Source organism: Aeromonas sp. s1(2024), assembly GCF_040908005.1.
Taxonomy (GTDB): Bacteria; Pseudomonadota; Gammaproteobacteria; order Enterobacterales; family Aeromonadaceae; genus Aeromonas; species Aeromonas caviae.
On sequence record NZ_JBFOCW010000043.1, the window covers coordinates 19,036 to 45,282 of the forward strand.

21 protein-coding genes are annotated in these 26,247 nt (G+C 63.7%); 7 read left to right on the forward strand and 14 right to left on the reverse strand.

The genetic code is table 11. From position 1 onward, the window contains the following. Positions 1-53: 53 nt before the first annotated feature. Positions 54-938 (reverse strand): LysR family transcriptional regulator, encoded by an 885-nt coding sequence (locus AB5Y70_RS09915; protein WP_049637266.1) that lies wholly within the window; start codon positions 936-938, stop codon positions 54-56. Between the two features lie 89 nt (positions 939-1,027). Continuing rightward, positions 1,028-1,783 carry a YciK family oxidoreductase gene (locus AB5Y70_RS09920; protein WP_049637265.1) on the reverse strand — a complete coding sequence of 252 codons (756 nt, stop codon included), beginning with the start codon at positions 1,781-1,783 and terminating at the stop codon, positions 1,028-1,030. A gap of 224 nt (positions 1,784-2,007) precedes the next feature. Between AB5Y70_RS09920 and sohB the strand changes: the two genes are divergently transcribed. After that, entirely contained in the window at positions 2,008-3,015 is a 1,008-nt protein-coding gene (gene sohB / locus AB5Y70_RS09925) for a protease SohB (protein WP_049637264.1), read from the forward strand. A gap of 230 nt (positions 3,016-3,245) precedes the next feature. Here the strand turns inward: sohB and astB are convergent, their stop codons facing one another. Beyond that, positions 3,246-4,583, reverse strand: coding sequence for an N-succinylarginine dihydrolase (astB, locus tag AB5Y70_RS09930; protein WP_049637263.1), 1,338 nt, complete (start codon positions 4,581-4,583; stop codon positions 3,246-3,248). A gap of 360 nt (positions 4,584-4,943) precedes the next feature. Here astB and topA point away from each other — a divergent pair, with 360 nt between their 5' ends. Both topA and AB5Y70_RS09940 read left to right on the forward strand, forming a co-directional pair. Continuing rightward, complete coding sequence (topA, locus tag AB5Y70_RS09935) at positions 4,944-7,565, forward strand: type I DNA topoisomerase (RefSeq protein WP_010673895.1); 2,622 nt, start codon at positions 4,944-4,946, stop codon at positions 7,563-7,565. Positions 7,566-7,680: 115 nt separating this feature from the next. After that, positions 7,681-7,851 carry a hypothetical protein gene (locus AB5Y70_RS09940; RefSeq protein ID WP_164882955.1) on the forward strand — a complete coding sequence of 57 codons (171 nt, stop codon included), beginning with the start codon at positions 7,681-7,683 and terminating at the stop codon, positions 7,849-7,851. A gap of 83 nt (positions 7,852-7,934) precedes the next feature. Here AB5Y70_RS09940 and AB5Y70_RS09945 read toward each other — a convergent pair whose 3' ends face one another. The 11 genes from AB5Y70_RS09945 to rimO all read right to left on the reverse strand — a co-directional run bounded on the left by AB5Y70_RS09945 (position 7,935) and on the right by rimO (position 22,427). Continuing rightward, the gene (locus tag AB5Y70_RS09945; protein ID WP_039040524.1) at positions 7,935-8,285 is read right to left on the reverse strand and encodes an MGMT family protein; all 351 of its coding nucleotides are present in this window, start codon (positions 8,283-8,285) and stop codon (positions 7,935-7,937) included. A gap of 66 nt (positions 8,286-8,351) precedes the next feature. Then, entirely contained in the window at positions 8,352-9,905 is a 1,554-nt protein-coding gene (locus tag AB5Y70_RS09950; RefSeq protein WP_049637262.1) for a PAS domain-containing methyl-accepting chemotaxis protein, read from the reverse strand. A 192-nt stretch (positions 9,906-10,097) separates the two neighbouring features. Continuing rightward, entirely contained in the window at positions 10,098-11,954 is a 1,857-nt protein-coding gene (locus AB5Y70_RS09955; protein ID WP_053288710.1) for a beta-N-acetylhexosaminidase, read from the reverse strand. 67 nt (positions 11,955-12,021) lie between these two features. Next, entirely contained in the window at positions 12,022-12,894 is an 873-nt protein-coding gene (locus AB5Y70_RS09960) for a BadF/BadG/BcrA/BcrD ATPase family protein (RefSeq protein WP_368175991.1), read from the reverse strand. Between the two features lie 104 nt (positions 12,895-12,998). Further along, a complete protein-coding gene (locus AB5Y70_RS09965) occupies positions 12,999-14,726 on the reverse strand; it encodes a glycoside hydrolase family 9 protein (RefSeq protein WP_053288709.1) in 1,728 nt (575 codons plus the stop codon). Positions 14,727-14,833: 107 nt separating this feature from the next. Next, entirely contained in the window at positions 14,834-15,832 is a 999-nt protein-coding gene (locus tag AB5Y70_RS09970) for an ABC transporter ATP-binding protein (RefSeq protein ID WP_039040529.1), read from the reverse strand. Positions 15,833-15,843: 11 nt separating this feature from the next. Next, a complete protein-coding gene (locus tag AB5Y70_RS09975) occupies positions 15,844-16,866 on the reverse strand; it encodes an ABC transporter ATP-binding protein (protein WP_368175992.1) in 1,023 nt (340 codons plus the stop codon). Further along, on the reverse strand, positions 16,863-17,768 hold the full coding sequence (locus AB5Y70_RS09980) for an ABC transporter permease (RefSeq protein WP_103243534.1): 906 nt from the start codon (positions 17,766-17,768) through the stop codon (positions 16,863-16,865). The genes AB5Y70_RS09975 and AB5Y70_RS09980 overlap by 4 nt, the downstream gene beginning before the upstream one ends. Position 17,769: 1 nt before the next feature. Then, a complete protein-coding gene (locus tag AB5Y70_RS09985) occupies positions 17,770-18,753 on the reverse strand; it encodes an ABC transporter permease (RefSeq protein ID WP_010673905.1) in 984 nt (327 codons plus the stop codon). A gap of 117 nt (positions 18,754-18,870) precedes the next feature. Beyond that, the gene (locus AB5Y70_RS09990; RefSeq protein ID WP_043156495.1) at positions 18,871-20,553 is read right to left on the reverse strand and encodes an ABC transporter substrate-binding protein; all 1,683 of its coding nucleotides are present in this window, start codon (positions 20,551-20,553) and stop codon (positions 18,871-18,873) included. Positions 20,554-21,098: 545 nt separating this feature from the next. Continuing rightward, a complete protein-coding gene (gene rimO, locus AB5Y70_RS09995) occupies positions 21,099-22,427 on the reverse strand; it encodes a 30S ribosomal protein S12 methylthiotransferase RimO (protein WP_171865560.1) in 1,329 nt (442 codons plus the stop codon). Positions 22,428-22,693: 266 nt separating this feature from the next. Here rimO and AB5Y70_RS10000 point away from each other — a divergent pair, with 266 nt between their 5' ends. From AB5Y70_RS10000 to arsC, 4 genes are all read left to right on the forward strand, one after another. Then, positions 22,694-23,785 carry an HD-GYP domain-containing protein gene (locus tag AB5Y70_RS10000; protein ID WP_368175993.1) on the forward strand — a complete coding sequence of 364 codons (1,092 nt, stop codon included), beginning with the start codon at positions 22,694-22,696 and terminating at the stop codon, positions 23,783-23,785. A 393-nt stretch (positions 23,786-24,178) separates the two neighbouring features. Beyond that, positions 24,179-24,547, forward strand: coding sequence for a helix-turn-helix transcriptional regulator (locus AB5Y70_RS10005; RefSeq protein WP_151027467.1), 369 nt, complete (start codon positions 24,179-24,181; stop codon positions 24,545-24,547). A gap of 88 nt (positions 24,548-24,635) precedes the next feature. After that, entirely contained in the window at positions 24,636-25,700 is a 1,065-nt protein-coding gene (arsB, locus tag AB5Y70_RS10010; RefSeq protein WP_161469831.1) for an ACR3 family arsenite efflux transporter, read from the forward strand. A 51-nt stretch (positions 25,701-25,751) separates the two neighbouring features. Further along, on the forward strand, positions 25,752-26,177 hold the full coding sequence (gene arsC / locus AB5Y70_RS10015) for a glutaredoxin-dependent arsenate reductase (protein WP_161469830.1): 426 nt from the start codon (positions 25,752-25,754) through the stop codon (positions 26,175-26,177). Positions 26,178-26,247: the final 70 nt, after the last annotated feature.

Consider the following 26,247-nt stretch of genomic DNA (forward strand, 5'->3'; position numbering starts at 1 on the left):
GATGCCCGGATGTGCCGGCACCAGTGCCCCGGTCGTGCGGGGAAGAAGCGGCCTTACCTGGGGTTGTCTCCCTGGTATTCGATGCGCAGGCAGCGCAGCAGCAGCTCGGCCGCCGGCCCCAGCGCCTCCACCGAGGGGGTGAGCAGGTAGGTGTAGAGATAGCGCTCGCTGCCGCCGGTGAGATCGAGCTGCACCAGCGAGCCCTCGGCGAGCTCCTCCTGCACCAGGTGGCGGGGCACCCAGGCGTAACCCATGCCAAGGCGCACCATGTTGAGCACCTCATGATAGTGGGTCGCCTTCCAGCCGGTGTCGTCCGCATCGTTCCAGTCCACCGAGCGGTGGATGGGGGGATGCAGGCTTATCTGGTTGTGGCTGGCCAGCACCTCGGCGGTGATGGGCTCTCCCTGCTCCGCAAGGGGGTGGCCCGCTGCGCACAGAGGAAGCAGACAGACTTCGTCCAGCGGCAGGCCGGTGCGATCCTGGGGCAGGTGCTCGGAGAGCATCAGATCTCCCGCCTGCAGCGCATTGAAGTGGCAGTGGATCCGCTCGTGCAGGTTGATGCGGCAACCGCGGCTGCGGGGGTAGAAGTGGGCCAGCGCCCGGTAGAGGCGCTCCCGCGGCTGCACCACGGACACATAGAGGTTGATCTGCGGCTCCCACTGCCGCTCCAGGTTGTTGGCCAGGTTCTCCAGCTCTTCCACCTGCTGGCTGAGCTGGCGCGCCCGCTTGAGGAAGATCTCCCCCGCCGGCGTCAGCACCGCCTTGCGTCCCCGCACCTCCAGCAGGGCCACCCCCAGACTCTGTTGCAGCTTGGCTACCGCATGATTGAGGGAGGATTGGCTCTTGTTCAGCGCCTCGGCAGCCTGGGCATAACCGCCGCAGTCCACCACCGCCTGAAAGATCCGCCATTGCTCAAACGTGCTCTTGGGACGAAACATAGTGCAACCTGTCTGGGGCCGATGGGATTCAACAGGGCGCGCCTTGGCACCCCCTCTTCACTGTAATCCCATCCGGTTGATTTGTTGATTTATTTGGGTTGGGCCACGAAGGTCTTGCCGCTCTGGCCCTGACTGTCACGCCCCATCAGGTAGAGATAGAGGGGCATCAGATCGGCCGGGGTCTTGAGGGTTTGCGGATCTTCCGCCGGGAAGGCGCTGGCTCGCATCCTGGTGCGGGTGCCGCCCGGGTTCAGGGTGTTGACCCGCACCCTGGTGTTCTCCAGCTCGTCCGCCAGCACCTCCATCATCCCCTCGATGGCGAACTTGGAAATGGCATAGGTGCCCCAGTAGGCGCGCCCTTTGCGGCCCACGCTGGAGGAGGTGTAGACGATGGAGGCCTCGCCGCGCTCCTTGGCGGTCTGGCGAATGAGGGGCAGCAGCGCCTGGGTCAGCAGGAATTCGGATTTGACGTTGACCTGCATCACCTCGTCCCACTCCTGCTCCTGAATGTGTTCGAACGGCGACAGGGTGCCGAGCAGCCCGGCGTTGAACAGCACGCCGTCGAGGCGGCCGAACTGCTGGGCGAAGGTCTCCGCCATGCCGCGGTAGTGGGCGGCAGTAGCTCCTTTCAAGTCCACCGGCACGATGGCGGGCAGGGGGTGACCGGCCGCTTCAATCTGGTCGTAGACCGCCTCCAGCTTGGCACTGGTACGCCCGAGCAGGATCACGGTGGCACCGTGGGCCGCATAGGTGAGGGCCGCTTCGCGGCCGATGCCGTCACCGGCACCCGTCACCAGAATGACCTTGTCCTTGAGCAGATCACGGGGGGCCTGATAGTCGAGCATGTGGACTCCTGTTAACAATGCCTGGCGGCTTGGCGCAACGAATCGAGTGGGCAAGTGTACTGATCCGGCCCGGCAGTTGACCAGTATGAGACGGCAAAAATGTGAATAAAACAGGGCGATAGCGTCGATCCCTCCGCCCTTGGCACGGGAGATGGCAGAGTTTTTGCGCGAGGGGGGCAAACTCCTTACTATGTGAAAAAACCGGACATTGAGCGGAGCATCAAGTGGCATTTTTGACCGAATACGGCCTGTTTCTGGCCAAGACCCTCACCTTCTTGCTGGCCATCGGCGCCGTCATCCTGATGGTGGCGAGCAGCCGCCAGCCCAAATCCCGCAAGGGGGAACTGGTGGTGACGGATCTCTCCGGCGAGCTGGAGCAAGGGCGCCATCAACTGCAGGCAGCCCTGGCGGGCAAGGCCGAGCGCAAGCAGATGGAGAAGACCCGCAAGGCCGAGCACAAGGCCAAAGCCAAGGGGGAGGATGAGCGCAGCCGGCTGTTCGTCATCGACTTCAACGGCAGCATGGATGCCAAGGAAGTGGTCTCCCTGCGGGAAGAGGTGAGTGCCGTGATAGGCGTGGCCCGGCCCGGGGACGAGGTGCTGCTGCGCCTCGAATCCGGCGGCGGCGTGGTGCATGGCTACGGCCTGGCCGCCTCCCAGTTGCAGCGGCTGCGGGACAAGGACATCACGCTGACCGTGGCCATCGACAAGGTGGCGGCAAGCGGCGGCTACATGATGGCCTGCGTGGCCGATCAGATCCTGGCGGCGCCGTTCGCCATCGTCGGCTCCATCGGTGTCATTGCCCAGATGCCGAACTTCAACAAGCTGCTCAAGAAGCACGACATCGAATTCGAGATGCACACCGCAGGCCAGTACAAGCGCACCATCACCATGTTCGGCGAGAACGACGATCAGGGGCGGGAGAAGTTTCGCGAGGAGCTGGGGGCCATCCACGAACAGTTCAAGGCCTTCGTGGCCGAGCACAGACCCGGTCTCGACATCGACAAGGTGACCACCGGCGAGCATTGGCTGGCGAGCCAGGCCAAGCAGCTCGGGTTGGTGGACAGCCTCTGCACCAGCGATGACTACCTGCTGGCCCAGGCCAGCCATCACAAGGTGGTCGGCATCCGCTACAGCAAACCCAGGAGCCTGACCCAGAAGCTTGGCAAGCAGGCGGCACTGGGGCTGGAGGGGGCCCTCGGCCGCCTGTGGCAGCAGAGCCCCTGGCGCTGAGAACCTGTTTCGAGCTTACTGCGAGGTCGTGATCAAGGCTCATGTGCTGCTCGGAATCCTCATGTGTATCTACACACTCCGGTTCCTGCGCTGCTCTTCACCTTGCTGACGATCTCTCGCTACAGCTCGTGAACAGGTTTTATAGCTCAGTGCAAAGGACTAAAAAGAGAGCCGAGCATTGCCCGGCTCTCTTTTTTTATTGCGTCGGCTCTGCAGGCCGATGGCGCACCTCAGCGTTGGAAGGGGTAGACGGAACCCAGTTTCAGGATCTGGGTCAGCTCGTCCAGGGCGGTGCGGGTCTCCAGCACCAGGGACGGGTCGCGCAGATCGTCCAGCGCCAGGCTGTCGCGATAGTGCTTCTCGACCCACTGATCCAGGCGGGCAAACTGGTTGTCGGTGATGAGGCAGGCCGGGTTGACCGCGGCGAGCTCGGTGTCGTTCATGGCGACCCGCAGGCGCAGACAGGCGGGGCCGCCGCCGTTTCTCATGCTCTGCTTCACGTCCATGTAGTGGACGTCCTTGATGGGGGTGCCCAGGGTCACCAGCCTGGCCAGATAGGCGGACACCGCCGGGTTGTCGCGGCATTCGGTGGGGGCGATGATCGCCATCTCGCCGGATGGCAGGGTGAGGATCTGGGTGTTGAACAGGTAGGACTTCACCGCATCCTGCACCGACACCTCTGCAGTCGGCACCTCGATGAAATGCAGTTCCCCGTCGCCGAACTTGGTACGCACCTCGGCCAGCGCAGCCTCGGTATTGAGGAACGCCTGCTGGTGGAAGAAGAGCACGTTCTGGTTGCCCACCGCGATGACGTCGTTGTGGAACACCCCCTGATCGATCACGTCCGGGTTCTGCTGGATGAAGACCGCACTCTCATCCCCCAGGCCATGCAGGCGGGCGATGGCCTGGCTCGCTTCCAGGGTCTGGCGGGCCGGATAGCGTTTGGGGGCGGGCTGGGAGACGTCGAAGGCGCTGCGGCCATAGACGAACAGCTCGACCCCCGCTTCGCCATAGGCGCGGCACAGCCGGGTGTGGTTGGCGGCGCCTTCGTCACCGAAGTGGTCGTTCTCCGGCAGATGCTGGTGGTGATAGAAGTGGCGATCGTTGTTGAACACGGCCCGCAGGATGCGCCCGGTCACCTCGGGCTCCAGGGAGCGGTGGAACTTGTTGGTCAGGTTGGCGGGGGTGAAGTGAATGCGGCCATCCTGGGTGTCGGCGCTCGGGGAGACGGTGGCGGCGTTGGCGGTCCACATGCTGGAGGCGGAGTAGCAGGCGGCCAGCACGGCGGGGGCCTGTCTGGCGGCCTGGGTCAGGACGCTGGCGTCGTTGCCGGTGAAGCCTAGGCGGCGCAGGGTCGCGAGATCCGGCCTCTCCTGAGGGGCCAGCACGCCCTGTACCATGCCGAGGTCGGTCAGCGCCTTCATCTTGCGCAGCCCCTGCTTGGCCGCTTCCTTGGGGTTGGAGGCCTCTTTGGCGTTGCTCTGGGAGGCGACGTTGCCATAGGAGAGGCCGGCATAGTTGTGGGTGGGGCCGACCAGGCCGTCGAAGTTGACCTCGAAGTGCTTCATGATCACATCCTTTCGATTTTTATATGGGGAGCGGTTCCTTCCGCGCACAAAGCTGCGGTGTGCGGCCATTATAAAGAGATTTCATCCTTTGTAACAAGCTGATAACCAGAATGGGTTTTTATGTCACAAGGGTGGCTGGATATGTCATTTCCAATCTAAAAAAGGGGGGGATATAGCATAAAAACAAAAAAGCGGTTGCTTCCCGCGCCCCGGCTTCGCATTAATAAATAAAGAAGCAGGGCGGTTCGGGCTGTCGGGCAAATTGACCCGCAAGATTGCTTTTTCCCGTCAAATCTCTTATACAGCCCCACAAAACCGCACGCCAACCCCGTCGGGTGCAATGAGGATAATAGTTACAGCATGGGCAAATCACTGGTCATCGTGGAGTCTCCGGCCAAGGCCAAGACCATCAACAAATATTTGGGCAAGGACTACGTGGTGAAATCCAGCGTAGGCCACGTGCGCGATCTGCCGACCAGCGGCAGCGCCAGCACCGAGCCCAAAAAACCTGTCATTCGCGGCATCAAGCTCAGCGAATCCGAGAAGGCGGCCAAGGATCGCAACGCCCTGTTCTCAAGGATGGGCATCAACCCGACCGCAGGCTGGCAGGCCAACTACCAGATTTTGCCCGGCAAGGAAAAAGTGGTCAGCGAGTTGCAAAGTCTGGCCGCCAAGGCCGACACCATCTATCTCGCAACCGACTTGGATAGAGAGGGGGAAGCGATCGCCTGGCACCTGCGCGAGATCATCGGTGGCGACGACAGCCGCTACAAGCGCGTGGTGTTCAACGAGATCACCAAGAGCGCCATCCAGGAGGCGTTCGCCCAGCCGTCCGAGTTGAACATTCATCGCGTCAACGCCCAGCAGGCCCGTCGTTTCCTCGACCGGGTGGTGGGTTACATGGTCTCCCCGCTCTTGTGGAAGAAGCTGGCCCGCGGCCTCTCCGCCGGTCGGGTGCAATCCGTCGCGGTGCGCCTCATCGTCGACAAGGAGCGCGAGATCAAGGCGTTCGTGCCGGTGGAGTTCTGGGATCTCAACGCCGACCTGCTCACCGCCGAGAAGAGCGAGCTGCGCATGGAGGTGGTCAGCCGCAACGGTGCCGACTTCAAGCCGGTGACCCAGGCCGAGACCTTCGCCGCCGTAGCGGCCCTGGAAGGGGTCGACTACAAGGTGGTCAACCGGGAAGACAAGCCGACCGGCTCCAAGCCGTCCGCTCCCTTCATCACGTCCACCTTGCAGCAGGCCGCTTCTACTCGTCTGAGCTTCGGGGTCAAGAAGACCATGATGATGGCCCAGCGTCTCTATGAAGCGGGTTACATCACCTATATGCGTACCGACTCCACCAACCTCAGCAAAGAGGCGGTGGACGCGGTGCGGGAATACATCGGCGAGCAGTATGGTGCCGCCTACCTGCCGAGCGAGCCGAACCTCTACGGCGCCAAGGCCAATGCCCAGGAGGCCCACGAGGCGATCCGCCCCTCCAGCGTCCAGGTGACTGCCGAGATGCTGGAAGGGATGGAGCCCGATGCCATGCGGCTCTATGACCTCATCTGGCGCCAATTTGTCGCCTGCCAGATGACCCCGGCCCAGTACGACTCCTCGACCCTGACCGTCAAGGCAGGGGAGTTCGAGCTCAAGGCCCGTGGTCGCACCTTGCGCTTCGCCGGCTGGACCAAGGCCCTGCCGCCCATGGGCCGCAAGGGTGAAGACAGCCAGCTGCCGGCGGTGACCGTCGGCGAGGTGCTGAAACTGGTTAAGCTGGATCCGCGCCAGCACTTCACCAAGCCGCCCGCCCGCTTCACCGAAGCGGCCCTGGTGCGCGAGCTGGAAAAGCGCGGCATCGGCCGTCCGTCCACCTATGCCTCCATCATCTCCACCATCGTCGACCGTGGGTATGTGCGGGTCGAGAGCCGCCGCTTCTTCGCCGAGAAGATGGGGGAGATCGTCACCGACCGCCTGGTGGAGAACTTCGTCGAGCTGATGAACTACGAGTTCACCGCCAAGATGGAAGACAAGCTCGACGGCATCGCCGAGGGGAGCCTGGAGTGGAAGAAGGTGCTCGACGCCTTCTACGCCGAGTTCACCCAGGAGCTGGAGCAGGCCGACAAGCCCCATGAAGAGGGGGGCATGCGTGCCAACCAGATGGTGCTGACCGACATCGACTGCCCGGATTGTGGCCGCAAGATGGGTATCCGTACCGCTACCACCGGCGTCTTCCTCGGCTGCTCCGGCTATGCCCTGCCGCCCAAGGAGCGCTGCAAGAAGACCATCAACCTGGTCAGTGCGGACGAGTTCGTCTCCGCCACCGACGGGGACGAGGCGGAAACCGATGCCCTGCGTGCCAAGCATCGCTGCGGGATCTGCGGCACCGCCATGGACGCCTACATCATCGACGACAGCCGCAAGCTGCACGTCTGCGGTCGCAACCCGGATTGCGATGGCTACGAGGTGGAGCAGGGGCAGTTCAAGCTCAAGGGCTACGAAGGGCCGAGCATCGAGTGCGATCGCTGCGGCTCCGAGATGCAGCTCAAGAACGGCCGTTTCGGCAAATACATGGGTTGCACCAACGAGAGCTGCAAGAACACCCGCAAGATCCTGAAAAATGGCGACATTGCGCCGCCGAAAGAGGATCCGGTACCCCTGCCCGAGCTGAAATGCACCCAGTCCGACGCCCACTTCGTGCTGCGGGACGGCGCCGCCGGCCTCTTCCTGGCCGCCAGCAACTTCCCCAAATCCCGCGAGACCCGTGCGCCCCTGGTGGAGGAGCTCAAGCGCTTCCGTGATCGCCTCTCTCCCAAGCACCAGTACCTGGCGGACGCCCCGGCGTCAGATCCTGACGGAAACGCCTCCGTGGTGCGCTTCAGCCGCAAGACCAAGGAGCAGTACGTGATGACCGAGGTCAACGGCAAGGCGACCGGCTGGACAGCCCATTACGACAACGGAAAATGGCAGGAGAGCCTGCCCAAGGCGAAGAAAGCCTGATGGCGACGCCGCTCACAGCATGATGAAAGAGGCCCCTTGCGAGGGGCTTCTTTGTTGGTGGATGGCGATATACTGGAATGGCTGCATGGATGGCAGCGCAAGACAGGGAGTTGTCATGGAGATACATGAAATACGGCCGGGCATGACCTGCCTGACCCGTGAAGGGACAGCCTATGTGCTGGAGGTGGACAGACAGAGTCTGCTGGTGCTCTTGCAACGGGAGGATGAGACCATCCCGGTACAGGTGCGCAGCGATGACATTCTGGGGCCCATTGCCGGCGACTAGGGAAGAGAACGTGACGGAGGGCGACCACAGAGGCCCTCCCTTTGTTGCAAGAGCCCCCATCCCTTCGGGGCGTGCCAGCCTCGTCAGAAGGGAACCAGAAAGAGCAGCTCGGCCAGGTCGGGCTGCCACTGCCACTCCCGCATCCTGACCCGCCCGCCAATCACGGGCACCCCCTCTTCCTGCAGCAGCCCCGCTTGCTTGTCAAAGCCTGCGGATCCTTTTGGCAGCGAAATGGTGCCTGCCGCCCCCAGCACCCGGTGCCAGGGCAGCACCTTGTCGGTCTCCCGCAAGACTTTCCCCACCAGTCGTGCCCGTCCGGGCAGGCCCGCGAGATCCGCCACCTGGCCGTAGCTCACCACGCGGCCGGGGGGGATCAGGGCGAGGATCGCCTCGATGCGGGCCGTCTTGTCCAGGGGGGGCGCGTTCGTTCTCATGATGATGGCTCGTCAAAAACAGCAGAAGCGCCATTGTGGCGCTTCTGTCATGGGGCTTGCAATCTGTCAGCCGAAGGTCTGGCTCAGTCCCCTGAGCTCGCGGGCCCGCCTGAGCAGCTCTTGGCTGGAGTCGTCCACCGCCTGGATCTTCTGGCTGTTGGCGCGGGAGTATTCGGAGATCTGGTGGATGTTGCGGCTGATCTCCTCCACCACCACCTGCTGCTGCTCCGCGGCGGCGGCGATCTGGGTGGAGAATTCGGTCACCTGATCGATTTCCCCCAGCACCAGGTGCAGGTTGCCTGATCCCTGGCGGGTCATCTCGACACATTCTCGGGTCTGGGCCAGGTTGTCCTGCATCATGCCCTGCCAGCGCTCCAGGGTGTGCTGGATCTGGCTGATGCTGCCCTGGATCTGCTCGGTCGCCTTGTGGGTACGGGTCGACAGGGTGCGCACCTCGTCCGCCACCACCGCAAAGCCGCGCCCTTGCTCGCCGGCACGGGCGGCTTCGATGGCGGCGTTGAGGGCCAGCAGGTTGGTCTGCTCGGCGATGCCCTGGATTTCACCCATCACGCTGCCAATGCGCTCCGACTCGCTGGCGAGCTCCACCGCGGAGTGGAAGGCCTGCTCCGCCTGGCTGGCCAGCCTGGTCATCTGCTGCTGGGTCTGATCCAGCTGTTCCACCGTGCTCTGGCAACTGCTGCGCGCCTCGGTCACCTGGCCGTTGGTGTCCTGGATGTTGCGGGCAATCTCGTGTGCGGTGCTGGCCATCTGGGTCATGGCGGCCGCCATCTGCTGGGTCTGGGCATCCTGCTCGTTGATGTCGAGGAAGGCGCGGTGTGAGGAGTCCTGCAGATCGGTTGCCAGGGCCTGAAGCGGATGGGTGGCATCGTCGACCCGCCCCAGCACGGTGCGGATCCGGGCCTGCAGCATCTTCAGGTGAAAATCGGCGATGGCACCCGGGGCATCCCCCGAATAGACCAGCCGGGTCAGGCTGTCATATTGCTGACCGAGCTGCCTGAGATAGCGGGGCAAGGCGATGAGTTCGCGCCAGTAGGCGCCCGCAATGGCGAGGGGGGGAAGCAGCATCAGCAGCGCGGTGAGGGGGCCCTGGGTGAGGGCGGCCCAGACCAGCAGCGCCAGCAGCGGCAGGCCGAGCACCAGCGGCCTGAAACGGCGCAGCGAGGGGCGGGCCGGGGTGCCCCGTTGCTCGGCCGAAAGCAGGGCCCGATAGGCCTGGGCGGCAGCCTGCTTGAGCTGGGGGTCGGGCTTGCAGCGCACCGACTGGTAGCCGCTTATCTTGCCGTGCTCGTAGATGGGGGTGACGTAGGCGTCGACCCAGTAATAGCGGCCATCCTTGCAGCGGTTTTTCACCACTCCCCGCCAGGGGTTGCCTTCCTTGAGGCGATCCCAGAGGTCGGCGAAGGCGGCCTTGGGCATGTCGGGGTGGCGAACCAGGTTGTGGTTGTGGCCGACCAGTTCATCGACCTGGTAACCGGCGATGCGGCAGAAGGCGGGGTTGGCGTAGGTAATGACGCCGCGCAGATCCGTGGTGGAAACGAGTTGCACGTCGGCGGGAAATTCCACTTCACTGTCCACGACCTGGGCGTGTTTGCGGGCCATAAGGGTAAGCTCCGATCTGTTTGCTGATTGTTATTGTGGCGGAACCGCAGGGAGGTGCATCCCCTGTCTGGTTTCATCGGGGGCCTTATTTTGCCAACAAAGGCAGATGAAAAGTAGGGGCTAGGTTGGGTTTTTGTTGTCGATGGGTAAAAAAACGGCGACCAAAAGGTCGCCGAAAAGAAAAAGATAACACTACCTCTGTGGCACCCGGTAACGCACTTGCAACTGGTCGAGGATGTGCAGCTGGCCGGGCAGACGGGCGACGAAGTGCTCCCACACCTTGCGGGCGGGAGTGCTCCAGGCCACCTCTGCCGTGGCCAGCATGCGCGGGAACAACATGTAGTCGAGACGATCGCGAGAGGTGATCAGTTCCGACCACAAGGGGCTCAGCACCCCCAGGATGTTATCGTTGGCATGGAAATCGGCCGGGGCAGGATCGCATGCATGCACCTGCGCCAGGTTGAGGGTACCCGCCCAGTAGAGTCCCGGCTCGTGGATGTCCTGACTCCAGGCGAGATCCAGATAGAGGTGCTGGGCAGGCGCCATCACCACGGGGTAACCGGATGCGGCGGCATCCAGGCCGGCCTGGAAGCTGGTCCAGGCGAAGACGGTGGCCTCCCGGCTCACCTTGTCACCGTGCAGTATCTCCTCCCACCCCAGCATCTGCTTGCCCTTGCCAGCCAGGTACTGCTGGCAGTGGCGCAGCAGGTGGCCCTGCAGCTCGCGGCAATCCTGATACCCTTGCTCGGCCATCAGCTGCTGGCAGGCGGGACTGTCGGTCCAGACGCCGGTGGGCACTTCGTCCCCCCCCATGTGAACCTGACTCCCAGGGAAGAGATCGCACACCTCGTCCATCACGGCGTCCAGGAACCGGTAGGTGCCGGGCAGGGCCGGGTTAAGCACGTTGTCGTCGAAATATTGCACCGAGAGGTAGCGGGAGCGGTCTGCCTCTTCCACCAGCAGCTCGGGCAGCGCCTTGATGGCGGCGTGACAGTGCCCCGGGATGTCTATTTCCGGAATGATGGTGATGCCAAGCCCGGCGGCGTAGGCGACCAGCTCGCGCACCTCGCTCTGGGTGTAGTAGCCGCCGTAGGGATCGGGGCCGCCGCTCAGCTGGGGCCCCACCGCCAGGCCATGGCCGCGCCAGGCTCCCACGGCGGTCAGCTGGGGGAAGGCCTTGATCTCCAGGCGCCACCCCTCGTCATCGGTCAGGTGCCAGTGGAAGCGGTTGAACTTGTAGAGGCTCATCTGTTTGAGCAGGCGCTTGAGGGTGGCGATGGAGTGGAAGTGGCGGGCACAGTCGAGGAAGATGCCGCGAAAACCGAAGCGCGGTGCATCCCGCACCGTCAGGCAGGGCAGGCTCTCTCCGTGTTGGAGCGCCCACTGGGCCAGGCTCACCAGCCCGTGGCGCCAGCCCGCCTCGCCGGCGGCCCGGATGACGATCTCCTCAGGGGTGATGGTGAGCTCATACCCCTCGGGGGGAAGTGTCGCCTCGACGAGGTGGATCTCCGCATCGTGATCCTGGGTCAGGGCCAGGCCTGTCAGCTCGTTGAAATGGGCGAGCAGGGAGGCGAGGGGAACGGGGCCGTCGACGTGGGCCCGCTCGGCCAGCCGGAAGTTGCCTTCTGTATAAATCAGGTGGGCGGGCTGGGGCACGAGGCCGTTGACGGCCTCCACCTGTGGCAGGTCGGGGCCCGGGGAGGGCGGGTTGGTCAGGCCAAGCTCTTCCCCCTCCAGCACCAGGGGTTGCAGCTGTCCCTTGCTCTCCAGGCTCAGGAAGAAACCCTTGGGCATATCGGAGTCATGCTTGAGCGGGGTGTTGCGACAACAGAAGCGCAGCTCGCTCACCCCCTCATGGGGCACCATGACCTTGTAACTGCCGCTCTGGCGCTCCAGGGCGCCCCCTTCGATCGAGTGCGGATCGATCTGGCGGGCGAGGCAGAAGTGGAGTTTCCAGGGGGCTGCTGGCAGTTGGCTCAGGGTGAAGCGAAACCAGACATCGTCACCGTCACGGTGATCGACCCGGGTGTGGATCAGGGGTGCGGACATGGGAATTCCTCTGATGGGGTGAAGGAAACGGGAGCCTGTCCCGTAGGTGTTGTCGGCCCGGCAAGGCTCAGGGATGCAGACATGGCAGCGCCTCCGTCCTGGCAAACAGGATGGCCCCCTCCAGCGCGTCGCGCTTGGGGGCGACCAGATGGAAGTGGCCCAGACGGGGGGCGAGGCGCGTGCCGATGCCGCCCAGCAGGGCGATCCGGTCTGCCCCGAGCTGGGTCATGCCCTCCAGCAGCATGCCGAGCTGGGCACAGGTCTCATCCAGCAGGGCGGTGGCGAGATCGTCCCCGTCGCTCGCGGCATCGAACACCCAGGGGGCGAAGCGGCCATAGTCGGCCGGGATGGCGCGCGCAGCCCAGCGCACCACCTCGGCCTGATCCCGCTTGAAGTGATCCATCAGGCGCACCGCCAGGGTGCTGGGGGGCAGGATGCCGTCGTGGCAGAGCAGGGATTGCTGGATGGCGCGCAGCCCGAGCCAGGCGCCGCTGCCGAGATCCGAGACGGGGAATCCGCGACCCGAGCAGGTGCGAAGGCGTCCCTCCCGGTAGATGAGCCCCGCCGAGCCGGTGCCCGCGATCAGGATGGCCCCCTCCTGGCCGTCGAAGGCGCCGAGGCAGGCACTAAAGGCATCGGAGGTGAGCTTCACCCGCGCAAACGGGAAGGGCATGGTCAGCATGGCGTGGTAGCAGTCGGCGAGCTCGGCGGAGGCGAGTGCGAGCCCGACTCCCATCCGCTGTTCGCTCTCCCTGGGCAGACCCGCGTCGATGCGGGCCTGATCGATGGCAGCCAGCACATGGCCGTGGGCGAGGGCGATGCCCAGCTCCAGGTTGGAGCCGGCGGCGCGCCCCTCGCCGAGCAGCTTGCCTGCGTTGTTGCGAATGCGGGCCCGGGTGTGGGTGCCGCCGCCATCCACCCCGACCCAGAACTCAATCATGGGGGCCTCCCTGCGCGCTTTGCCAGGTGATGGCCAGGGTAAACCTGGCTGGCGGTATGGAGGAGCCAGGGCTCTCCCCGGTGCCAGTGATGTGTGAACCACTCTCAATCATGGTGGCCTCCTTGTGCGCTCTGCCAGGTGATGGCCAGGGCGAACCAGGCGGCGTGCGGGATCCATTGCTCCCCCCAGCGCCAGTTCTGATCCAGCCGATCCTTGTACGCCTCTGGAATAAAGGCCACGTCATTTTCGTCATCGAAGCCTGCGGTGATGCCGTTGCAGATCCCCCCCTGCGCATTGGGGTAGCCGGCGGTGTATTCCGGGTTGTTGATGCCCTGACCCGCCAGCATGCAGGCGTTGAAGGGGTTTCTCCCCAGGATCCAGTCGAGCTGCTGCTGGCCGAAGGTGCAGAGCAGTGCGCTCTGCCCGGGCAGGTGCTGTGTGGCAGCAAATGCCATGGTGGCGAGTGATGCCAGCCGGGCGTTCTCCCCCTGCCACCAGTAACCGGATTCGTTGTGGTGGGGCATGAAAAAGCTCACCCGGGGCGCTTCATCGACCCCTTTCACATACTGGCGGGCGAGGGCGAAGGGATTGCCTGCCCGGGCCGCGAGGGCCAGCTCGGCCGCCAGGGCCTGCTCGGCGACGGTCCGGGCCGCCCACTGGCGCGCCGGATCCGGCTCGATGGCGAGATACTCCAGCAGCGCCAGCACCGGCAGGCCCGCCTCGGCGGCGTGGTAGTAGGGGCGAGAGCCATCGTCGTTGGCGGCCCAATGGTGGCCGAGATCGGGGTGGGCGCGCTGGCGGGCGCACAGCCGGCCGGCCCGATCCCGTGCCTCGGCGAGCCACTCGGCGCCCAGCGTTCTTGTGAGCTCGACCGCCGCCAGCAGGGCGCAATAGTCGTCGATGATGTTCTCGACCCCGTCGTCCAGGTAGGCGAGGTTGTGCTCGCGCAGGTGCAGGTAGCCGCGTCTGGCCGCGTCGGCGTACTGGCTTGTGTCAAGGTCGCCGCCACTCGGTTCCCGGGCTGCGCGGGCCAGGGCGGCGATGGTCATGCCGCCCCCCTGGCGAAAACCCGCCTGCCAGCGGGCGGACTTGATCCCCTGCTGGGTCGCATAGGCGCACAGCTCCCGCTGTTCGGGATCCTTGCTCCACTTGTCGAACAGGGTCATGTAGAAGAAGCCGCTCTCGTCCTGCATCCGGCAGAGAAAATCTGCCCCGTGCAACCCCTCGTCATTGAGCCGTTTGCGCAGGTTCACCCCGTCGATGTCGTGACGTGTCGCCAGGAGTTCCCGGCACTTGAGCAGGGACCAGACCACCATGGGGGTCTGCTGGGGATTGAGGTAGTTGGCGTAGGATAGATGGCTCAGGTACTTGCTCATGTCGCCGCTGGCGTCGAACCAGCCGCCATGTACGTCCCGGCGCTGATCGGTGCCAAAGAGGCGTGCCCTGCGGTCCGCCCGATCGAAGGTGCCGCTGGTGCGTTGTCCCTTGAAGTAGTGGATGACATCGGAGAGGCAGCGGCGCGCCAGCAGCCCCCGGCCGATGGCAAAGGGGGGGGAGCGCACCAGGCGCTCCTGCGCTCCCCTGGTCACGACGGCTTCCAGCCGGTAGTGGCCGGGCTCGGTGAAGGCGGAGAAATCGGCCCGCCAGTAGTGGCGCCCCTGCCAGCCGGGGACGCTCCCCGCCGCCACCAGCGGCGTCTCCAGCAGGAGGTGGTCGTCCTCCTGGCGCAGCAACCTGACGTGGCCGCAGATATCGAGGTCGGCGCCGCACTGCAGCAGGGCGCTCTTCTCCCCGTCACATTCGTAACCCACCTGGTTGATCAAAAGTTCCATCAAGGTCTTACTCCGAAGGATCGCCCCTGGCGGGCGAGGCTCATTGCGGGGCCTTGCGGCCCCGACGCGAGGCATGGCCGGGCGACGGCGCCCGGCCGCGGGCCTGCTTACCCCTGTTCGTGGAGGTAGCAGCGCACGAAGTGGTTGTCGGCGAGCCGGGTCACCGGCGGCAGGCTCTCCTTGCAACGGGGCATGGCCTGATGGCAGCGCCCGGCAAAGGGACAGCCACGGGATTCCGGGGTCCAGAGCGGGATCTCCCCCTTGCGGCCTCCCTCCAGCTCGGCGTGGATGCTCTTCTCGGGGTCCGGCACCGCCGAGATGAGCAACTGGGTGTAGGGGTGCTGGGGGTGGTGCAGGATCTCGTCCACCTCTCCCCACTCCACCATGTGACCCACGTACATCACCGCCAGATCTTCCGCCACGTAGCGGGCGGTGGCGATGTCGTGGGTGATGTAGAGCATGGAGACGCCGAGCTCGTTCTTCATCTGCTCCATCAGGTTGAGGATGCCGATGCGAATGGAGACGTCGAGCATGGAGGTGGGTTCGTCCGCCAGCACCACTTCCGCCTCCACCGCCAAGTTGCGGGCGATGTTGACCCGCTGGCGCTGGCCGCCGGAGAGCTGGTGCGGGTACTTGGCCGCGGTCGCCTTGGCGGGGGTCAGCCCCACCTTTTCAAGGAGGCCATAGACCATGTCGGGCAGATCCCGCTTGTCGCTCACCTTGCTGTGCAGCAGCAGGGGGCGGGCGATGTGGTGGTAGATGGTGTGGGTCGGATTCAATGAACCGAACGGATCCTGCCACACCATCTGCACGCTCTGGCGATAGTCCAGCAGGGCGGTGCCCTTGTTGAACTCCTCGAGGTCGCGGCCACGGTAGAGGATGCGGCCGTTGGAGAGCTTGTACATCTTGGCGATGATCTTGGCGATGGTGCTCTTGCCGGAGCCGGATTCCCCCACCACTGCCAGGGCGCGGCCCCGGTGCAGGTTGAAGGTGATGTCGGACAGTGCCCGCATCTTGCCGCTCTTGATGGCGTTGGAGTTGACGGCGAAGTCCTTGTAGAGGTGCTGGACCTCGATGATGGGCGCGTCGGTTTGGGCGATTTGCATGACAGACATCCTTAACAGCCAGCGGCCTTGTCCAGATGGATCGGAAGATCCGGTTGTTCCTCTGCTGCCTCATGAAGGTGGCAGGCAGCCTGTTGGCCGGGCCGGATCTCGGCCAGCCGGGTGTATTCCTGGCGGCAGCGCTCGTGCACCTTGGCGCAGCGTGCCTGGAAGCGGCAGCCCACCGGCACCTCCAGCAGATTGAGTGGGCTGCCAGGGATCCCCTCCAGCACGGTCTTGGGCCCATGCAGGGGGGGGAAGGAGTTGCCAAGGCCCCGGGTGTAGGGGTGCAGGGGCGCGGTCAGGATCGCCTTGGCCGGCGCCACCTCCACCAGTTCCCCCGCGTACATGATGCCGATGCGATCGCAGAACTCGACCATGAGCGAGAGGTCATGGGTGATGAACAGGATGGAGAAGTTGAACTTCGCCTTGAGCGCATAGACCTTCTGCAAAATCTCCCGCTGCACCACCACGTCGAGCGCCGTGGTGGGCTCGTCCATGATCAAGAGCTCGGGGTTGAGGGCCATGGCGATGGCGATCACCAGCCGCTGGCGCATGCCGCCGGAGAACTGGTGCGGGTAGTCCTTGAGCCGGCTCGGGTGGATGTCGACGATCTCCAGCAGCTCCTGGGCACGCTTGATCGCCTCATAGCGGGTCATGCCGGGGTTGTGGGCCAAGAGCACGTCGCAGAACTGCTCCTCCATGCGCAGCACGGGGTTGAGCGCATTCATGGCGGACTGGAACACCACGCTCGCCTGGCGCCAGCGGTAGCTGCGCAGTCGCTCGTCGTCGAAGGCGAGGATGTTCTCTCCCTTGAACAGGATCTCGCCGCCGCTGATGTAGGCGGGCGGCTTGTGCAGGCGCGCCACCGAGAAGGCGACCGTGGACTTGCCGCAGCCAGACTCGCCGGCGAGGCCGAACACCTCACCCGGCATGATGTCAAAACTGACCGAATTGACGGCGCGCACGTCGCCGCTCTCGGTGATGTAGTCGACGCAGAGATTGCGCACCGACAGCAGGGGTTGTTGCGGCTTCATGCTGTCTTCTCCTGAGCAGTGATGGGAGTGGCAAGCTGCTTCCAGCGACGCAGGCCCTTGTGGGAACGAAGCTGCGGGTTGGCAATTTCGTCGATGGCGAAGTTGAGCATGGCGAGGCCCGCCCCCAGGGTGGCGATGGCGAAGCAGGGGGCCAGGATCTCCCACCAGGCGCCCACCAGGATGGCGCTCGAGGTCTGGGCGTTGTAGAGCATGATGCCCCAGCTCACGACGGTGGGGTCGCCGAGTCCCAGGAACTCCAGGGTCGCCTCGGTGACGATGGCGTAGATGATGGACCCGATGAAGCTCACTCCGATGATGGAGATGAGGTTCGGCAGTATCTCCACCAGGATGATGCGCCAGGCCGGTTCACCCAGCACCTCGGCGGCGATGACGAACTCCTTTTCCCGCAGGGCCAGGGTCTGGGCGCGGATGACCCGGGCACCATAGGCCCAGGAGGTCAACCCTATGATGAGGGCGATCACCATGGGGGAGGCCTCTCCGATGAAGCTCGCCAGCACCAGCAACAGGGGGAGGTTAGGGATCACCAGCACCACGTTCATCAGGAAGGTGAGGCACTCGTCCACCACGCCGCCGAAGTAGCCGGCGGTGATGCCCACCGTGATGGCCAGGGCGCACACCAGCAGGCCTGCCCCGAAGCCCACCATCAGGGAGATGCGGGCGCCGTTGGTGAACTGGGCCCAGAGATCGTGGCCCATGCGGTTGGAACCCATCACCAGCTCCATGCTGGGGGGCTGGTGGGGGCGGGCGACCCGCTTGGTGGGTTCGTTGCTGGCGAGCAGCGGGGCGAACAGGGCCATCAGCACGAAGGTGACCACGATGGCGAGGCCGAAGGCGGCCTTCTTGTTGCCCAGCAGGATTTTCAAGATAGTCGGCATACGCATCTTATTTGCCTCCTGTACGCAGACGGGGATCCAGGAAGACGTAGAGCACGTCCGCCAGGAAATTGAAGCTGAGCATGGTGATGGTCATGATGAGCAGTTGCCCCTGGATGAGGGGGTAGTCACGGGCCAGGATGCCCTGATAGAGGGTCAATCCCAGGCCGGGGTAGTTGAAGATCACCTCGGTGATGAGGGATCCGCCGATGACGAAACCGAGCGCCATGGAGAGGGCGGTGACGCTGGGCAGCACGGCGTTGCGCGCGCCGTAGTTGAAGATCACCCGGTTGCTGGAGAGCCCCTTGGCCTTGGCCATGGTGATGTAGTCCTCGCCCAGGAGATTGATCATGTTGTTGCGCATGGTGATGAGAAAGCCTCCTACCTGCACCGCGGCCAGGGTGCCCACCGGCATGATGGCGTGCAGCAGGATGCTCTTGATGTGCTCCCAGCCAAAATCGGCGGGGATCTCGGGGCTGTAGGCGTAGCCGATGGGCAGCCAGCCGAGGCTCACGCCGAACAGGAAGAGGGCGAGCAGGGAGACCACCACGGGGGGGATGGCCTGCATCACCAGGGTGAGCGGGGAGAGGATGCTGTCCATGCGTCCGCCCCGGTACCAGGCGGCGAAGATGCCGACGATGGAGCCGATGGAGAAGCTCAGAATGGTGGAGGTGCCCACCAGGAACAGGGTCCAGCCGATGGCGCGGCCGAGGACGTCGGCAACCGGTTGGGGGTAGTAGCGCACCGAGGTGCCGAGATCCCAGGTGAAGACGCTCTTCACATAGGTGAGAAACTGGGTGCCGATGGGGCCGTCCACGAAACCGAAGGTGGCTTTGAGGGCTTCCAGCGCGGCGGGTTCCATCATGGCGCCGGCCCGGGCAAACATGACGGAGACGGGGTCCCCCGGCATGGCTCTGGGTAGCAGGAAGTTGATGGTGGCGGCCACCAGGAAGGCGACCAGATAGAAGGAGAAGCGTCTAAGTATAAATCCCATGGTGATACCTTTTACTGCAAGCCTGCCCCGCGCCGGGCAAAGCTCCCCCAACCCCGGCAACGACGGGGGATGGAAGACATGGCGGGGAAGAGGGCCCCCCGCAGGGGGCCGGGGTGATTAGCTGTTTGGCTTGAGTGACAGCACGTGCAGCAGACGCTCCGGGGTGTCCGGGTGAACCTGCGGCTTGGCGACCGGGTTGTCGGCACTGAACCAGCCATTGAAGCGCTTGGTGCTGTATTCGTACCAGGTCGGGTTGTTGAACACCGGGATGATGGTCTGGTTGGCCCCGACACGCTCCTGGATGGCGAACATGATCTCCTTCTGCTTGGCCGCATCGGCGGTCTGGGTGAAGTCGTCGATCAGCTTGTCGAGCTCGGGATCCTTGTAGCGGGGCGCCGCGAAGCGGTTGCCGCGCTCACCCATGTTGCGGGAGTGGAAGGCGGTCTCGAAGTACTTGTGCGGGTTGGCACCGGCAAAGTAACCCTGCAGGGCGACGTCGAAGTCACCGGTGATCAGGGACTCGGTCCAGACGGTGGCTTCCGGGGTGGCGGTCTTGGCGTTCAGGCCCAGGGCCTGCAGGCCTTCGACCCCGATCTGGACGGTGTTGACCCAGTCGGTCCAGCCGTTCGGTACCAGCACCTTGAACTCGATCTTCTTGCAGCTCGGGGTGTCGAGGAACTTGTCGCCGTCACAGTCCTTGTAGCCTGCCTGTTTCAGCAGGGCCTTGGCCCCTTCCAGGTCGAACTTGTTGTACTTGCCGTACTTCTTCTCGACGTCCGGGTTGTCCCAGGAGGCGAATGCCTTGCCAAGCCCTGACGGGTACTCGTTGACGGTGGGGTAGCCGTAGCCCGCGATGTCCACCATGGACTGGCGGTCCATGGCCATGGAGAAGGCGCGTCGGAAGTTGATGTCGTTGAAGGCTTCGTGGTTGCCCGGGTTCTTGCTCTGGAAGTTGACGTTGAACGCCACTGTGCCGGAAGCGGGGAACCAGTACTTGTTGTTCTTGGGATCGTTGCCGACGTAGAGGCGCTCGATGTCCGGCACGAAGGAGCCGAACCAGTCCACGTCCCCCTTCATTACGGCGGCCAGAACCTGGTCGTTGGTGGCCATCTGCGGCATGCGCAGGCAGTCGATGGAGAGGTTGGCGTTGTCCCAGTAGTGCGGGTTGCGGCACTGGGTGTAGAGCTGGGCGGAGAAGTTGTCCACTTCGGTGAAGGGACCGGTCCCGACCGGCTTGTCGTTGGTGAAGGCCACCGGGTCTTTCACCGACTTCCACTGATGCTCCGGCACGATGGGCACCAGCACCAGGTCGTTCACCACGTTGGTGTTGATCTCGGCCAGGTCGAATTTGACCTTGTGGTCACCCAGCTTCTCGACACCCTTGATCTGAGTCCAGATGGAGCGCTCGTCCAGCGCCTTGTTGGCCTTGACCAGGTTGAAGGAGAAGAGGATGTCGTCGGCGGTGAAGGCTTCACCATCGGACCACTTGACCCCTTCGCGCAGGTCGAAGGTGACGGATTTCAGATCATCGCTGAAGGCGTAGTGGGTAGCCAGACGATAGACGGGTTTGCCACCCTGCATATCGTTGAAGATCACCAGCGGCTCATAGATGAAGTGACGGGTGGTGTGGAGCAGACCCGCTTGCAGGAAGGGGTTGAAGTTCTTGACCCATGCGGTTTCCTGCTGGGCAACCAGGGTCAGCACCGTCTTGTTGTCGGCGGCCATGGCTGTGCCGGTGGCACCGGCGAGCAGAGTTCCCAGCATGACTGAGGTTGCGATTTTGGATACTTTGGCAAGCATATTTTTTCCTTTCTTATTGGTCTTCCATGGTTTTGGAATGGAGCACCGACATCCCATGCTTGGATACCGGCCCTCGCTGTTGGTCAGGTTTTGCACCCTTGTAGTTGTGTCGTCCAACGCCCTTAGAAAAGCAGAATTAACAGGAAAACAACAACTCTTCATTTCGTCGATATCGTAAAAATTGCACGGCGCACGTCATTATCGTCAAAATGCATTTTAAATCCTTTTAAATTATAAAGTTGCATTAATTCTCACAAAGTAAAAAGTCACCTTGCCACTCCCTGTGACAACGATAATGTGAGCTGGATCGTGCTCGTTTTTTCCCCGTTGACGCGGCTTATTTTTGCGCAGGAAACAAGCGGCTCATGTGGGCGGAGAGAAGTGTGCGCTGGTTCACGGGCACGTGCGAAAAGAGCAAGGAGAGGGAGACCGGTGACGAGGGGCGGCACAGGGGATGACAGGGGGGCATGCAAGAGCCTGACGGGCGGCGGACATTAAAAAAGCCAGTCGGTGAGACCGACTGGCTTTGAGGGGGAGTGGCGTGATTAATCCACCAGGCTGGCCCAGAGGTCGTACTCGTCCGCTTCGTCGATGCGGACCTTGACCATGTCGCCGGGCTTGAGGCCGGTTTCACCATTCAGGTAGACCAGGCCGTCGATCTCGGGGGCATCGGCGGCGGAGCGGCCGGTGGCACCTTCTTCGTCCACCTCGTCGATCAGCACCAGCATCTCTTTGCCCACTTTACGGGCCAGCTTGCGGATGGAGACCTGCTGTTGCAGTTCCATGAAGCGCTGGAAGCGCTCTTCCTGCACCTCGGCCGGCACCGGATCCGGCAGCTCGTTGGCCTTGGCACCCTCGACCGGGCTGTATTTGAAGCAGCCAACCCTGTCCAGTTCCGCCTTGTCGATGAAGTCCAGCAGCATCTGGAACTCTTCCTCGGTCTCGCCGGGGAAGCCGACGATGAAGGTGGAGCGCAGGGTGATCTCGGGGCAGATCTCGCGCCACTTCTGGATGCGCTCCAGGGTGCGCTCGACGGACCCGGGGCGCTTCATCAATTTGAGGATGCGCGGGCTGGCGTGCTGCAGCGGGATGTCGAGGTAGGGGAGGATCTTGCCGTCGCGCATCAGGGGAATGACGTCATCCACGTGCGGGTACGGGTAGACGTAGTGCAGGCGCACCCACATGCCGAGCTTGGCCAGCTCTTCGCACAGGGCCACCATGCTGGTCTTGACCGGCATGCCGTCGTAGAAGCCGGTGCGGTGCTTGACGTCCACGCCGTAGGCGGAGGTGTCCTGGGAGATCACCAGGATCTCCTTCACGCCAGCCTCTTTCAGGCGCTTGGCTTCGGCCAGCACTTCGCCGATGGGGCGGCTCACAAGATCCCCGCGCATGGAGGGGATGATGCAGAAGGTGCAGCGGTGGTTGCAGCCTTCGGAAATCTTGAGATAGGCGTAGTGGCGCGGGGTCAGCTTGACGCCCTGGGCCGGCACCAGGCTGGTGAAGGGGTTGTGGGTGGGTTTTTCCACGTATTTGTGGACGTGGCCCAGCACCTCTTCATAGGCGTGGGGACCGGTGATCTCGAGCACCTTGGGGTGGATCTCGCGGATCTGGTTCTCTTTGGCACCCAGGCAGCCGGTGACGATCACCTTGCCGTTCTCGGCCAGGGCTTCACCGATGGCTTCCAGGGACTCCTGCACCGCGCTGTCGATGAAGCCGCAGGTGTTGACCACCACCAGCTCCGCATCGTCATAGCTGGGCACCACGTCGTACCCTTCGGTACGCAGCTGGGTCAGGATGCGTTCGGAATCGACCAGGTTTTTGGGGCAACCCAAGGAGACGAATCCTACTTTGGGGGCCTGTTTTGTGTTGGACATCGCTCAATCACTCTTAGGTGGCTCTTATTCAAGGGCGCGGATTTTACCGGAATGGCTAACCAAAAACTATACAGCCGACACGTCGGAAGCGAACAATCTCTTTGCCCGGGGAAGCGGGGTGGGGCGGCGTGACATGACCACGGGCAGGGAGGGGGCCGTCGCCAGTGCGGGCGGGATCACGATCCCTGTGCGCCGTCACCATTTGGCAGGAGGGGCAAAACGGGTGTCACTATACTCCCAACAGGCCTATCAGAAGGATGTGCGGGATGGAGAGTTCATTTGGTGAGAAAGTGCAGAACGTGCACGCCACCCTCAGGCAGCGGTTTGACAAGTTGAGCCGGGTGGCGATCGCCATCTACGACCCGCAGATGGACCAGCTCAAGACCTTTGCCCACAGCACGGACGGGGGCTCGCCGCTGTTGCAGTACGAGGTCAGGCTGAGCGAGGTGCCTTCCCTGCGCTACCTGGCCGAGCACCAGCAGCCCAGGGTGCTCGACACCCTGGATTCCCTGCTGGGCTCCCCCTCCGAGCACAGCCGCAAAGTGCTGGCGGCCGGGTACGCGTCGAGCTATACCGAGCCGCTGCTGCTCAACAGTCGCTTGTTCGGCTTTCTGTTTTGCGATGCCAAAGAGCCCGGTTACTTCGATGGCGCCATTTGCGGTGAGCTGGCGGCCTATGCCCAGATCCTGGCGGCCATCCTCGCGGTGGAGTTCTTCTCCATCCAGACCCTGAACGGGGCCCTGACCACGGTGCGGGAGTTCAGCCGCTACCGGGACGAGGAGACCGCCAATCACCTGCACCGCATGTCGGCCTATTCGCGGCTCATCGCCCGGGAGGTGGCGGCCCATTACCCCTTGAGTGACGAGGAGGTGGAGTTCATTCACCTTTTTTCCGAGCTGCACGATATCGGCAAGATTGCGGTGCCCGACGCCATCCTGCTCAAGCCGGGCAAGCTCACGGCCGAGGAGTACGGGGTGATGAAGAGCCACCCCTTCAAGGGGCGGGAGATGATCGCCCTGATGATCCGCGAGTTCGGCCTGGACGGTATCCATCACACCGACATGCTCAAGAACATCATCGCCTACCACCACGAACGTTTCGACGGTCAGGGCTATCCGGAAGGACTGGCGGGGGAGGCGATCCCCCTGGAGGCCCGCATCGTCGCGGTGGCGGATGTGTTTGACGCCCTCACCAGCGAGCGCCCCTACAAGCAGGCCTGGCCCCTCGAAACGGCCTTCGAGTACCTCAAGACCCATGCCGGCAGCCAGTTCGACCCTGTCTGTGTCGCGGCGGCGCTGCAAAGCCGGGAGGCGTTTTGTGCCATCCACCGGCAATATCGGGATCCCGTGATCACCTGATTGCGCCCCCCTCTCTCCTCCCCGGCTTCCCCCGGATTCCCCAGGCCCCGTCATCTGATGGCGGTGCCCTGGGGCCATTTCTCGTTTCATCGCCTTTAGGTGCATCCGGCGCCGGGGGTTGTTCTGCGGCATTGCGGCTTTGCGGCGGGGCAGGGCGCCGCGGTGGGCGGGGCGGCCAACGGGGGGATTGTCCGGGGTAAGGTCATAAGAGTGCCTTATAAAGAGAGGCCAGATATTAGCCGTATGACTGACATGAGGCCGCTGGCGGGCACGACATGGCCGGGGCGGCGCCTCTGGTGGCCCGTCCCGTCGCGATGTCGGCTCGGTGGTGACACTTTGATCATTTCAATAATTCTTGTATAGTTGAAATAAAGCATCCAAGGGGGGAGACCCATGAACAAAGAGATGGCCACCAAGGTCTTTGAATCGCTGGCATCCGGGATCCGGCTCGAGGTGTGGCGGCTGCTGGTCAAGGCCGGGCTGGAGGGGCGGGTCGCGGGGGAGCTGGCCGGCGAGCTCGACATCGCCCCCAATACCCTCTCGTTTCACCTCAAGGGGATGCTCAACGCCGGGTTGCTGTCGGTGGAGCAGGAGGGGCGTTTTCTGCGCTATCGCGCCAACATCCCCCTGATGCTGGGGGTGATCGCCTACCTCACCGAGGAGTGCTGCGCCGGTCATCCCGAGGCGTGTGGCCTGCTGCCCGCCGGGCCCGGCAGCGCTTCCCGCGCCGAGGCATCGTCGCCCTGCTGCGGCGAGTCGTAACGGGCCATGCCGGGCTGTCTATGCCCATGTGCCGTGCCATTCATCTATTCAACCTGGGGTGCGAGCGTGGATCGCACCGGGAGTCATCATGTCTGCAAGCTGTGAGGCCAAGGCAGCCCCTGCCATCGGCTTTTTTGAACGTTATCTGACCGCCTGGGTCGCCCTCTGCATCCTGGTGGGCATTGGTCTGGGGCAGGGGTTGCCGAGTCTCTTCAAGGCCATCGGCGCCATGGAGGTGGCCAGGGTCAACCTGCCGGTGGGGCTGCTTATCTGGGTGATGATCATCCCCATGCTGCTCAAGATCGATTTTGGCGCCCTGCACCAGGTGAAGGGGCACCTCAAGGGAATCGGGGTCACCCTCTTCATCAACTGGCTGGTCAAGCCCTTCTCCATGGTCTTCCTCGGCTGGCTCTTCATCCGCGTGCTGTTTGCCGACTGGCTGCCGGCGGATCAGCTGGACAGCTACGTGGCGGGCCTCATCCTGCTGGCGGCGGCCCCCTGCACCGCCATGGTGTTTGTCTGGAGTCGCCTCACCAACGGCGATCCCTACTTCACCCTGTCGCAGGTGGCGGTGAACGACCTCATCATGGTGTTTGCCTTTGCCCCGCTGGTGGCGCTGCTGCTCGGGGTCTCCAGCATAGTCGTGCCCTGGGATACCCTGCTCACCTCGGTGGTGCTCTACATCGTCATCCCCGTCATCCTCGCCCAGCTGCTGCGCAAGGCCTTGCTGAGAAAGGGGCAGGCCCATTTTGACGGCGTCATGACCCGCATCCAGCCCTGGTCGGTGGCTGCCCTGCTGCTCACCCTGGTGCTGCTGTTCGCCTTCCAGGGCAACGCCATCATCGAGCAGCCGCTGGTCATCGCCCTCCTGGCGGTGCCCATCCTGATCCAGGTGCTGTTCAACTCCGGGCTCGCCTACTGGCTCAACCGCAAGGTGGGGGAGAAGCACTCGGTGGCCTGCCCTTCCGCCCTGATCGGGGCCTCCAACTTCTTCGAGCTGGCGGTGGCCGCCGCCATCAGCCTGTTCGGCTTTCATTCGGGCGCGGCGCTCGCCACCGTGGTCGGGGTGCTCATCGAGGTGCCGGTCATGCTGCTGGTGGTGCGCGTGGTCAACGCCAGCAAACCCTGGTACGAGGCGGGGCCAAGTCGCTAACGGATGGCCACTAACCCATTTCTATTCACTTGAGTCATGAGAGACAGGCAAATGAGTGCAATCACCCTCTATCACAATCCAGAGTGCGGCACCTCCCGCAACACCCTCGCGCTGATTCGCAACAGCGGTGTGGAGCCCGCCATCATTCACTATCTGGAGACGCCCCCCTCCCGCGACGAGCTGGTGGCCCTGATCGCCGCCATGGGCATGCCGGTGCGCGATCTGCTGCGAAAGAACGTGCCCCCCTACGAGGCGCTGGGGCTGGCGGAAGCGCGTTTCAGCGACGATGAGCTGATCGACGCCATGCTGGCCCATCCCATCCTCATCAACCGGCCCATCGTGGTCACCCCCCTCGGCACCCGGCTGTGCCGCCCGTCGGAGGTGGTGCTCGATATCCTGCCCGACCCGCAGCAAGGGGCCTTTGCCAAGGAGGATGGCGAGCAGGTGGTGGATGGCCAGGGCAAATGGCTTCGTTGAGCCCCTGCGCGTCAGCGTCTGACCCGCGCCGGGGGGATGCCCTTAACGGGCAGGCGCCAGATCTGCTACT